The sequence below is a fragment of the Streptomyces sp. MZ04 genome (genome assembly GCF_004684775.1).
Taxonomy (GTDB): Bacteria; Actinomycetota; Actinomycetes; order Streptomycetales; family Streptomycetaceae; genus Streptomyces.
The window spans coordinates 1-10,533 of the sequence record NZ_SRIC01000277.1 but is presented as its reverse complement, the minus strand read 5'-3'; the positions used below and the strand labels follow the sequence as shown (position 1 = coordinate 10,533).

Below are 10,533 nucleotides of genomic sequence, written 5' to 3'. Positions count from 1 at the left end.
GACCCCCGCGCTCCCGAAGGCGATGTCGAGTGACGACAAGGCGGCGCCCGCCGACCTGAAGGGCGACGCCCTGAAGGCCCTTCAGACCGCGGTCGACGCCCTGGTCAAGGCGGCCACCGGCGGCGACGTCACGGCGGTCGCCACCGCGATTCCGACCGTGCTCACCGGCCTCGTCAACCTCGTCGCCGCCACGCTGCTCGGCGGCGGCCTGCCCGCCGCCGACCTGGCAGGCCTGCCCACGCTGCCGAAGCTGCCGACGGACGCGCTCCCGGTGTCGAAGCTGCCTGTGGCGGCGCCCGCGCTCTGAGCTCGAGTCAGTTTTCCCCCGCCGCGTCGGCCTTCGGGCCGGCGTGGCGGCCTTTTCACGTCCGCGCCCCATGCCCTTCCCGGCCGTCCATCTCATACGAGAATGAGACACCGCCTTCGTTCGGGTGGGTTCCCGGAATTTCCCGCCGCACAGAGTTTCCGCTGTACAGAGCGCTCGTTAGCCACGGCGAAGTGAACGGTGAAAATCCCCTCTGGCGACCACCCGTCGCCCAAGAAAGGAACACGATGAAGCCCCTGAAGGCTGCCGCCGTCGTTGCCGGATCCATGGTCATCGCTGGTGCCGCCGCACCCGCCTTCGCCGCCGACCTCACGCCCACCAGCCTGAACGGTGCACTGGACACGATCACCAGCCAGTCGACGCTCGACGCGGCCCCGCTCGCCACCAACGCGCTCGACACCGAGAACCCCAACTCGGTCGTCAACTCGGTGAAGGGTGCCACGGAAGACGTGGGCTCGGGCGGCAACGGCGCGCCGTCGCAGCTTCTCGGCGGACTTCCCCTCGCGAAGTAGAGCTGAAACAGAGCTCCATTCTCCACTCCCATGGACGTGGCCCTGCAAAGGCTCCAGCAGACACGTCCATAAGGTAAAGAAAACCCGAAGGGAAGGTTTGAATATGAACACTGCCAAGAAGGCTGCCATGGTCATCGCCGCCGCGGGCGTGGCCGCGGGTGCCGCCTCCGGCAGCGCCTTCGCCACCGACGGCAGCGGTGCCAGCGCCGAGGGTGCGGCCATCGGTTCGCCCGGTGTCATCTCCGGCAACCTGGGCCAGGTGCCGGTGCACGTTCCGGTGAACGTGTCGGGCAACACCGCCAACCTGTTCGGCGCCCTGAACCCGGCGTTCGGCAACACGGCCGTCAACAGCTGACGCGCCCCCCGAGGAGCGCCGTCGCGGCCGTACGGCGCGCGACCGCGAGGGCCGGTTCCGCGGATTGTTCCGCGGAACCGGCCCTCGGGGTTTTCCGGGGACTTCCGGGGCCACCGTTCGAGCGAGGTGCCCCGATCGTGTGATCGCTCGGCCGCAATCACCCAGTCAAGTGAAAGGCGCGCCCTGGATATCACGACACATCGGTACGGTTCCGCAATGACCTCGACATCGAGCGAATCCCGTACGTTTCAGCCCGCCGATCTGGGCACCCTGACCGTGGTCGCCTGGAGCGGCGAACACCCCGAGGACCAGGAGGACATGCCGTTCCTCCTCGCCTACTCCCTGGGGGACGGCGCGGGCGGTCCGGAGGCCGCGTCCGAAGCCGTCGGAGCACTGCTGCGGAACACCGGGCTGCCCATCGGCGGGCCCGTCGTGGAGAGCTCCCGCAACCCGAGCCTGCCCGTCACCCTCCTCGTCGAGGGCGGTGGCGTCGTACTGAACATGCCGCACCTCAACGCCCAGTGCGCCGTGCCCCCGGAGTGGCTCGACGCGATCGAGGACCGTGGCCACGCCTACTTCATGTTCACCACGCGCCCCTGGCCCCAGGCCACGCCCGGGACTCCGATCGCGGAGGAGGACCTCGCGGCGTTCGCGGGCGACGAGGAGACCATGACGCACTCCGCGCACTGCCTGCTCACCGCGCGCAGCCTGCGCGGCTGAGCGCCCGACGCCACGCACACGCGGCTGGGGTCCACCGGTCGGGACGGACCGGCGGACCCCAGTACTTGTGTGACGCGTCTTTGCCGTGACCGTCAGAGCAGGCCCAGGTCCAGGTCAAGAAGGTGGTGGTCGTGGTGCCAGTCGCCCCAGCAGCCGTCGTGGGGGTGGCACGGGTGTGATGCCGCCGCCTTCTGAGTGGGAACTTCCGCCGCCTGAGCGGTAGTTGTGAGCGGAACCGCCACGGCCAGGGTCAGCATGGCGGTCGCCGCTGCACGACGAAGCGTGTTCTTCATGAGGGTTCTCCTAGATCCGTCGGGGACAGATCCGACGCTAATCAGCGGCACGGAAGCTGTCGTGCCGAGAGACACACGACTACTGCAAAAGGGTGCCGAGCCCGTCGCCCCCGAATTCAGGGAGGATCGCACAGCCATGCACACCAAGGCGCCGCTGCACGAAGCCCGTACGCCCGAAGCGCCCGAAGCGCCCGAACGCCAGGCTGAGACGCCAGCCGGCGTCGCCGGCAGCCGTGCCTTCGCGCTGCTTCTGGTGATCACGGGGGCGGCGGGTCTCCTTGCCGCGTGGGTCATCACGCTGGACAAGTTCAAGCTGCTCGAGGACCCGGACTTCACTCCGGGCTGCAGCCTCAATCCCGTCGTCTCGTGCGGCAACATCATGAAGAGCGAGCAGGCGTCCGCCTTCGGGTTCCCCAATCCGATGCTGGGCATCGCTGCGTACGCGGTCGTGATGTGCATCGGCATGAGCCTGCTCGGCCGGGCCCGCTTCCCGCGCTGGTACTGGCTGTCGCTCAACGCGGGCACGCTCTTCGGGGTGGGGTTCTGCACCTGGCTGCAGTACGAGTCGCTCTACGCGATCAACTCGCTGTGCCTGTGGTGCTGTCTGGCCTGGGTCGCCACGATCGTCATGTTCTGGTCCGTGACGTCGTTCAACATCCGTAGCGGACTGCTGCCCGCGCCCTCCGGACTGCGTACGTTCCTCGGCGAATTCACCTGGGTGCTTCCGGTGCTGCACATCGGCGTCATCGGGATGCTGATCCTCACGCGCTGGTGGGACTTCTGGACCAGCTGAATATCGGGGAATTGGTGCACCCGGGGGAATTCTGCGCTGATGCCGCCCGCGGGATCGTTTCCCGGGCATGAAGACGAATACTCGAGGAACTCTTGCGGCTCTCATCACCTGCGTGGCCGCCGCGACCGCGTCGGCCGCTCCGGCGGAGGCCGCGGAACACGCCCCCGTGGCCATCCCGCTCAACGGCCTGGAATGGGCCCTGGAGACGCAGGCCCCGGAGCTCAGCACCGGCGTTCCTGTCCCCATGCCGGGCAAGCCCGACCGCCCGGAGGTCGGCGAGGGCCGGCTGCTTCCCGGGCGGGCCCTGCCGCAGGTCCCGATCGGCACCGCACTGCCCGCGACCCGGGTGACGGCGCCCCTGTCCGACGTCCTCGGCGATGCCGGACTCGAACAGCTCGACGTCACCGCGCCGGAATCGGACGTGGACACATCGACACCGGGGGCCTCGCTCGACGCCCCCCTCACCGGCCCCCAGCCCGACCACTTCGGCCTCCCCGGGACGAAACTTCCCCAAGCCGCTCTGCACGCACCGCTGTTGCGGACGCAGCCGGGGGCCGTGGTCGGCCTCTCGTAAGGAGAAAACCAGCAGTGGGCAACACGGAAGCGGGCGGCGGCCCGATCGCGCGGCGGTTCACGCGCCGGGCCGCGATGTGGAACCTCATCGGCGTCGCCGTCACCGCGGTGACGGCGCAGGCCGCCCTCTTCTGGGCCACCCGGAACGGGACTCACGAACAGCGGGCATCGGGCGGGACGGGCGGGGGTCCGCCCGGCGCCGGCTCGTTCGACGAGGTCTATCAGGGGCGGCGCATCCGCGGTTCGTACGCCGCCGGGAGCTGGGACGTCACGGTCGACGGACGCCCGCTCCACCTCATGCGCCGCGCCGACGGCAGCTACCTGAGCATGATCGACCACTACGAATCGCATCCGACGCCCCTCCTCGCCACCCGCAGGGCGGTGGACGAACTCGGCCGTACGCAGCAACTGCGCGGCACCACCGCCTGATCGCCGCCCAGCGCACCGGACCGGAGGAGCGAACCGAAGTGGTCTACACCCGGAAGAACCAGAGCCGGCTCACCAGCGCCGAGAAGCGGCGCTTCGTCAACGCGGTGCTCGAGCTCAAACGCAAGGGCCGCTACGACGAGTTCGTACGGACGCACGTCGAGCACTATGTGGCCGACGGGGACGACGGGCTGCGCGTTGCGCACATGACGCCCTCGTTCCTGCCCTGGCACCGCAGGTTCCTGCTCGATTTCGAGCGGGCGCTGCAGCGGGTCGACTCCTCCGTGACGGTCCCGTACTGGGACTGGACGGCGGACCGCACGCCCGGCGCCTCGATCTGGGGCGCGAGCCTCCTGGGCGGCAACGGACGGCGCTCCGACCGGCAGGTCGTGACGGGTCCGTTCGCGCACACGAACGGGCACTGGAAGATCAAGGTGGGGGCGACCAACGGCGCGTTCCTGATGCGGGACCTCGGGCGGCCGCACGACCCGATCGAACTGCCCACCAAGCACGAACTGGACTGGGCCATGCGGGACCCCGTCTACGACACGGCCCCCTGGGACTCCACGTCCGACGAGGGGTACCGCAACAAGCTGGAGGGATGGACCTCCGGCATCGGCAATTCCAAGTGGCGCAACCACAATCGCGTACACCGCTGGGTCGGCGGGCACATGCTCGGCGGTGCGTCGGTCAACGACCCCGTGTTCTGGCTCAACCACGCCTTCGTGGACCTGCTGTGGGACCGCTGGCAGGCCCGGCATCCCCGGTCCGCGCCCTATCTGCCCGCTGAGCCGCCGCGCGTGGGCACCGGCATGGGGCGCGGCCGTGTGGTCGCCCGGGGCGAGGGCATGCCGCCGTGGGACGTGAAGCCGGAGGAGCTGTTCAGCCACCGGGGCATCTACCGGTACGCGTGAGGGCTGTACGCAGGGAAAAGCCCCCGGGGTGGTCTCCGCCGGGGGCTTCGCGCTGAGGGTCAGTTGCCGTAGCCCTTGCCGTGGCCGTGGCCGCCGTCGCTGTTGATGCAGGTGTTCCCGAACGCCGGGTTCAGCAGCCCGATGAAGTTGATGGTGTTGCCACAGACGTTGACCGGGACGTGGACCGGGACCTGGATGAGGTTCCCCGACAGGACGCCGGGTGAGCCAACGGCCTCGCCCTGGGCCCCCGCGTCCGCCGCGGCCAGACCGGCGCCACCGAGCACCACGGCGCCCGTGCCCACAGCGACAGCGGCTGCCTTCGCGATGCGAGACATCACGTTCTCCTTTGAATCGACGAGTACGGCCGCATGGACGCGCCCGTACTTTCCTTTCAACGGCGCCACTGACAGCAGGTAACGGCACTGATAGGTACATCATTGGTGAAATCGGCCGTAAGGCCGTGTCCACCCCAAGGGAGAGCCGTTGCGCAGAGCATGATTTCAACACGACGCATGGTTGCCGCCGTCGCTCTCGCCGCCGGGGCCTCGGCCCTTGCCGCCCCCGCGGCGAACGCCGCCATCGAGCCAATCTCCCCGATCGGCACGGTCGACTCGCTCGCCACGGCCGCGATTCCCGCGGAGCACCGGGGCGCCATCCCGACCGTCTCCAGTCAGCTCGGCGGCCTGAGCCGCCTGAACGAGCTGCACCAGGTGACCGACCTGGCCGCGCCGGTCATGGGCTTCGTTCCCGCGGTGCAGTAGCCGACCGCCGCCGTGCGGGGCCGGGTCGGTCAGAGCTCGGCCCCCGTGGCGCTCAGCGCGTCGGTCACCGGCTGGAAGAAGGTCTCGCCTCCCGATGTGCAGTCGCCGCTGCCTCCGGATGTCAGGCCCACGGCCGCGTCGCCGGAGAACATGGCGCCGCCGCTGTCGCCCGGCTCGGCGCACACATCCGTCTGGATCAGGCCGTTGACGATGTCGCCGTTGCCGTAGTTCACCGTGGCGTTCAGGCCGGTGACCGTGCCCTCGGAGGTCCCCGTGGTGCTTCCGCTGCGGGCCACCTGCATGCCGACGCTCGCCTCCGCGGCCTGCGTGATCTCCTGCTGCGAGCCGTTCTGCAGGTCGACCGAGCTGGGCGCATCGGTGGCCGGGTCGTCGTACTTCACCAGGGCGAAGTCGCTCTCCGGGAAGACCGATTCGACGACCGTGCCGAGCGGCTGACCGCCCTCCTGGTCGCTGGCCCAGGTCTGCGAGGCGTTGCCGCAGTGGCCCGCGGTGAGGAAGGCGGGCTCGCCTTGCAGCGTGACGTTGAAGCCGAGCGAGCAGCGTGAGCCGCCGCCGAAGATCGCGTCCCCGCCCTCCGCGAACGGCTTGAACTCCCCCGCGGACCGCTTGACGGTCACCATTCCGTCCATGCTCTCGGCGGCCGCGGTCAACTGTGCCAGGCCGCCGCGCGTGACGGTCCGGTCCGCGATCACGGACACCTTGTTGGTCTTCGGGTCGATGGACCACGAGGTGCCCGGCACCGATGCCTCGTCGCTCAGCGTCCCGGTCACGGCCTTCAGCTCCGCGGTGCTGTTCTCCACCACCCTGGCCACCGCGCCCTCGGCCCGCACGCGCTCGGCGGAGCTCTCGTCGGTGACGTTCATGACCAGTTGGCGCCGCTCACCGTCGTAGAACCAGCCCGCGCCGCCGCCCCCGAGGTCCGCCGCGAGCGACGTGCCGACCCGGGACGCCGACCGCTGGGTGTACGCGCGTACCTCCTGATCGCCCTTGTCCTTGGCGCCGCTCGCGTTGGCGTGCGGGAGCAGTGTCGCCGCGGCGGCGATCGCGACAGCCCCCGCCCCTATCAGCGCGCCGGTCCTCTTGTTGACTCGTCGATGGCTCAAGTCACTGACCTCTCATGAGTGTTGGGGACACCGGGGACACGAGGGACTGGCGGCCCCGGTGTGACCGCTGTTGCATCCACGTACGTATGGGAGGCGCGTGGGACTCAATGGGGGGGCGCACGGGGACGGGCCGAATAATTCCCGTGCCCGCGCCGGGCCGCTCGCTTAGGCTCGGGGCGCGCGCCGCGACGGCAAGGCGGTGCGCCTTTCGTCGAGCGAGTCATGTGAGGGGGCCGGGCCATGTGGGACCACCGCGCTACTGCCCGTGCTCCCTGGTCGCGGTACGACGTGATCCTGGTGTCTCGATGCGCCCGGTGACGGCTGCGCGGCCCTCACCGAATCTCCGCGACGCGAACAGCTGACTCCGCTCTCCTGCCTGGAGTCCCGTCCGGACATCGCGCTGCCCTGCTCTCGAGCACATCGAAAGGCCTCAGGCCATGCGCACCAACTTGCCCGCCCCGTCCACCCGTTCATCGGCGTACGTCCGCAATCTCGGCATCCTCGCCCACGTCGACGCCGGCAAGACCACCGTCACCGAACGGATCCTGTTCCTCACCGGCGCCACCCACAAGAGGGGCGAGGTCCATGACGGCACGACCGTCACCGACTTCGACGCGCAGGAGCGCGACCGCGGGATCACGATCTTCGCCGCGGCGGTCAGCTGCGCCTGGGACGGCCACCGGATCAATCTGATCGACACGCCGGGCCACGTCGACTTCGCCGACGAGGTGGAGCGTTCGCTGCGGGTGCTCGACGGGGCGGTCGCGGTGTTCGACGCCGTCGCGGGTGTCGAGCCGCAGAGCGAATCGGTGTGGCGGCAGGCCGACCGGTACGGCGTGCCGCGGATCGCGTTCGTCAACAAGCTGGACCGGGCGGGTGCCGATCTCGACACGGCGGTGGCCTCGATTCGGGAGCGGCTGAGCACGGTCCCGCTGGTGGTGCAGCTGCCGATCGGGCGTGAGGGCGAGTTCACCGGCGTCGTGGACCTGCTGCGGATGCGTGCCCTCGTCTGGCACGCGGGCCGCGAGACGCATGACGCGTACGAAGTCGTCCCGATCCCCGCGGATCTGCGCGAACAGGCCGACCGGCGGCGGCACTTGCTGGAGGAGGCGGTGGCCGAACTCCATGCGGCGGCGATGGAGGAGTACTGCGCGACGTCGGCGCTCTCGACCGGGACGCTGACTGCCGCGCTGCGCGATCTCACCCTCAGCGGTGAGGGCGTGGTGGTCCTTTGCGGCTCGGCCTACCGCAATCGCGGGATCGAGCCGCTGCTCGAGGCCGTGGTGGCCTACCTGCCCTCGCCGGTGGACGTACCGGCGATGCGCGGGACGTGGGGCGACGCCGTGGAGGAGCGTGCCGCCGACGCGACGGCGCCGTTCGCGGGCCTTGTCTTCAAGGTGAACGCGACGGCTACAGGGCGGCTGACGTATCTGCGGGTGTATTCGGGAGCGATCGAGAAGGGAGACACGGTGATGAACGCGGGCACGGGCCGCGGTGAGCGCATCGGGCGGATCCTGCGCGTCCAGGCCGACCGGCACGCGGAGTTGGAGCGGGCGGTCGCGGGCGACATCGTGGCCGTGATCGGCCCGAAGTCCGCCCGCGCCGGCACCACGCTGTGCGCTCCCGGTGCGCCGGTGGTCCTCGAACCGCCCGCGGTGACGGCATCGGTGGTCTCCGTGGCGGTCGAGGCCCGCAGGAACGTCGACACCGGACGGCTGTCGTCGGCGTTGGCACGCCTGGTCGAGGAGGATCCCTCGCTCGCCGTGCGGGTCGACGCCGAGACCGGCCAGACGGTGCTCTCCGGCATGGGTGAACTGCATCTGGAGGTCGCGGTGGAGAAGATCCGCCGTACGCACGGCTTCGACGTCGAGGTCGGCCGCCCCCAGGTGTCCTACCGGGAGACGGTCGTGCGCGGGGTGTCGGGGCTGACGTACCGGCATGTCAAACAGGACGGCGGTGCGGGCCAGTTCGCGCATGTGGTGCTCGACGTGGAGCCGCTGGCGGCTCCGGACGACGGCACGGCGGCCCAGGCCTTCGTGTTCGGGTCCACGGTCGTCGGCGGCCGGGTGCCGCAGGAGTACGTCCGTGCGGTGGAGGCCGGTTGCCGGGACGCTCTCGCCGAGGGTCCGCTCGGCGGCCATCCGGTGACGGGGCTGCGGGTGACGCTGACCGACGGGGCGACCCATCCCAAGGACTCCTCGGAGATGGCGTTCCGGACGGCGGGCCGCTTCGCGCTGCGTGAAGCGTTGCGGGCCGCCGAGGTGGCCCTGCTCGAACCGGTCGTCGAACTGACGGCCACCGTGCCGGACGATGCCGTCGGGGGCGTGCTCGGTGACCTGGCGGCGCGTCGCGGCAAGGTCTCGGGCCAGGCCGCGCGGGCCGGCACGGCGGTACTCACGGCAACGGTGCCGCTGGCCGAGCTGTTCGGCTATGCGTCACGGCTGCGCAGCCGTACGCAGGGCCGGGGCACATTCACGACTCGGCCTACTGGGTACGCGGCGGTGCCGGCAGCGGCGTCCGGCGCGGTGCTCGCCCGGTAGCGGGTTGGCTGGTCCCCGCCCTCAGGGGCGGGGCCGGTCGGCCCTCTCTCCCACGTCTCAGGGCATCCCTAGGGGGCGGGGTCAGTCTTCGGGTGGAGGGTGGGCGGCCTCGGGTTACCTCCGCAGGCCGATGTGGATCGAAGGCCCGGATTCCACCATGGAGGCATGAGTACAGCAGCCTTCAGCCCGTCGTCCGCGGCGACCGTACCGGCCGCCTCCGTCTCACCCCGTGCCGCCCTCTCGGGCGCCACGGCCTCTTCCGCGGCCCGCCGCCCGCACCGTCTGGGCGACGCCTTGCGCGCCGCGAAGGTCTTCGCGGGCGCGGCGTTCGCCGTCGTCGTCCTCGGGGAGTACGCGGAGGAGGCGGGGGTCCGGCGCGGCTAGGGCCTGTCCCATCGGACAGGCCCTAGGCCGGGGTGTCCGGGACCTCCCGCTCGTCCGACGCCGCGCGGGGGTTCGCGCCGATGCCGTCGATCAGCAGGGTCAGGGACGCCTGCAGTTCGTCGCCCAGCGAGAAGCTCGACGGCCCCTTCACGGTCTGGCTCCAGCGGAACAGCGCACCCAGGTAGATGTCGCGCAGGATGAAGCCGACCTGGGACGAGTCCACCGTGGCATCGAACTCGCCCTGCGTCCTGCCCAGTTGGACGATCTGGGCGAAGGTCTTCGCGACGTACGGCTCCTCGACCAGCGGGTGTCCCGCCTTCACCCACGCGGTCAGCATCGGGACGACCAGCGCCCCCTCGCTCTCGTTGATGCGGCCGAGCGTCGCCATGCAGCGTTCCAGCTGAGTGACCGCGTTCGGGCCGGACGCGGAGGCATACTGCGCCAACGACTCCTCCAACACGGCCCGGCGGCGTTCGCCCCAGGCGCTGATCAAGTCCTCTTTGCGCTGGAAGTAGTTGAAGAACGTCCCGCGGGCCACATCCGCGCGTTCCGCGATCTCGCCGATGGACGTACGGTCGTACCCCTGCTCGGCGAAGAGGACCACGGCCGAGTTGTAGAGCCGCTCCCTGACCCTCTGCTTGTTGCGTTCACGACGCCCCAGCGGCATCGTCGCCCCCGGCGGATCCACGCCCATGAGGGCCAGCCTCACTTCCTCATCGCCCTGCCATACAAAACATGTACCAGGGTACATCTATCGCCTGCTGTCACAAGATGACGGGCGTCACCTTCTGGTTCATCGGCCCTCCCGCCTCC

Annotated in this window: 14 protein-coding genes and 1 pseudogene; 11 read left to right on the top strand and 4 right to left on the bottom strand. The window is 70.2% G+C overall.

Annotated elements, in window-relative coordinates:
- The 4 genes and pseudogenes from E2651_RS35495 to E2651_RS35480 all read left to right on the top strand — a co-directional run.
- Window positions 1-307: pseudogene (locus tag E2651_RS35495) on the top strand (hypothetical protein); the annotation flags it as partial.
- Window positions 308-552: 245 nt separating this feature from the next.
- Window positions 553-837 carry a hypothetical protein gene (locus E2651_RS35490; RefSeq protein WP_135335375.1) on the top strand — a complete coding sequence of 95 codons (285 nt, stop codon included), beginning with the start codon at window positions 553-555 and terminating at the stop codon, window positions 835-837.
- A 103-nt stretch (window positions 838-940) separates the two neighbouring features.
- Window positions 941-1,192 carry a chaplin gene (locus tag E2651_RS35485; protein ID WP_135335374.1) on the top strand — a complete coding sequence of 84 codons (252 nt, stop codon included), beginning with the start codon at window positions 941-943 and terminating at the stop codon, window positions 1,190-1,192.
- A 216-nt stretch (window positions 1,193-1,408) separates the two neighbouring features.
- Entirely contained in the window at window positions 1,409-1,912 is a 504-nt protein-coding gene (locus E2651_RS35480; RefSeq protein ID WP_135335373.1) for a DUF5949 family protein, read from the top strand.
- A gap of 92 nt (window positions 1,913-2,004) precedes the next feature.
- Here the strand turns inward: E2651_RS35480 and E2651_RS35475 are convergent, their stop codons facing one another.
- A complete protein-coding gene (locus E2651_RS35475) occupies window positions 2,005-2,205 on the bottom strand; it encodes a hypothetical protein (protein ID WP_135335372.1) in 201 nt (66 codons plus the stop codon).
- Window positions 2,206-2,341: 136 nt separating this feature from the next.
- Here E2651_RS35475 and E2651_RS35470 point away from each other — a divergent pair, with 136 nt between their 5' ends.
- The 4 genes from E2651_RS35470 to E2651_RS35455 all read left to right on the top strand — a co-directional run bounded on the left by E2651_RS35470 (window position 2,342) and on the right by E2651_RS35455 (window position 4,911).
- Window positions 2,342-2,998 (top strand): vitamin K epoxide reductase family protein, encoded by a 657-nt coding sequence (locus E2651_RS35470; RefSeq protein WP_135335371.1) that lies wholly within the window; start codon window positions 2,342-2,344, stop codon window positions 2,996-2,998.
- 112 nt (window positions 2,999-3,110) lie between these two features.
- On the top strand, window positions 3,111-3,572 hold the full coding sequence (locus tag E2651_RS35465; protein ID WP_348541688.1) for a hypothetical protein: 462 nt from the start codon (window positions 3,111-3,113) through the stop codon (window positions 3,570-3,572).
- Window positions 3,573-3,646: 74 nt separating this feature from the next.
- The gene (locus tag E2651_RS35460) at window positions 3,647-4,000 is read left to right on the top strand and encodes a tyrosinase cofactor (RefSeq protein ID WP_135335378.1); all 354 of its coding nucleotides are present in this window, start codon (window positions 3,647-3,649) and stop codon (window positions 3,998-4,000) included.
- Between the two features lie 38 nt (window positions 4,001-4,038).
- Window positions 4,039-4,911, top strand: coding sequence for a tyrosinase family protein (locus tag E2651_RS35455; protein ID WP_135335369.1), 873 nt, complete (start codon window positions 4,039-4,041; stop codon window positions 4,909-4,911).
- A gap of 59 nt (window positions 4,912-4,970) precedes the next feature.
- Here the strand turns inward: E2651_RS35455 and E2651_RS35450 are convergent, their stop codons facing one another.
- A complete protein-coding gene (locus E2651_RS35450) occupies window positions 4,971-5,246 on the bottom strand; it encodes a chaplin (protein WP_135335368.1) in 276 nt (91 codons plus the stop codon).
- Window positions 5,247-5,405: 159 nt separating this feature from the next.
- On the opposite strand from E2651_RS35450, the gene E2651_RS35445 reads away from it, so the two are divergent.
- Entirely contained in the window at window positions 5,406-5,672 is a 267-nt protein-coding gene (locus E2651_RS35445) for a hypothetical protein (protein ID WP_135335367.1), read from the top strand.
- Between the two features lie 29 nt (window positions 5,673-5,701).
- Here E2651_RS35445 and E2651_RS35440 read toward each other — a convergent pair whose 3' ends face one another.
- Complete coding sequence (locus E2651_RS35440; protein ID WP_135335366.1) at window positions 5,702-6,796, bottom strand: S1 family peptidase; 1,095 nt, start codon at window positions 6,794-6,796, stop codon at window positions 5,702-5,704.
- 437 nt (window positions 6,797-7,233) lie between these two features.
- Between E2651_RS35440 and fusA the strand changes: the two genes are divergently transcribed.
- Both fusA and E2651_RS35430 read left to right on the top strand, forming a co-directional pair.
- Window positions 7,234-9,336 (top strand): elongation factor G, encoded by a 2,103-nt coding sequence (fusA, locus tag E2651_RS35435; protein WP_135335365.1) that lies wholly within the window; start codon window positions 7,234-7,236, stop codon window positions 9,334-9,336.
- Window positions 9,337-9,501: 165 nt separating this feature from the next.
- A complete protein-coding gene (locus tag E2651_RS35430; RefSeq protein WP_135335364.1) occupies window positions 9,502-9,720 on the top strand; it encodes a hypothetical protein in 219 nt (72 codons plus the stop codon).
- Between the two features lie 22 nt (window positions 9,721-9,742).
- On the opposite strand, the gene E2651_RS35425 is transcribed toward E2651_RS35430, so the two are convergent.
- Window positions 9,743-10,429, bottom strand: coding sequence for a TetR/AcrR family transcriptional regulator (locus tag E2651_RS35425; RefSeq protein WP_245239433.1), 687 nt, complete (start codon window positions 10,427-10,429; stop codon window positions 9,743-9,745).
- Window positions 10,430-10,533: the final 104 nt, after the last annotated feature.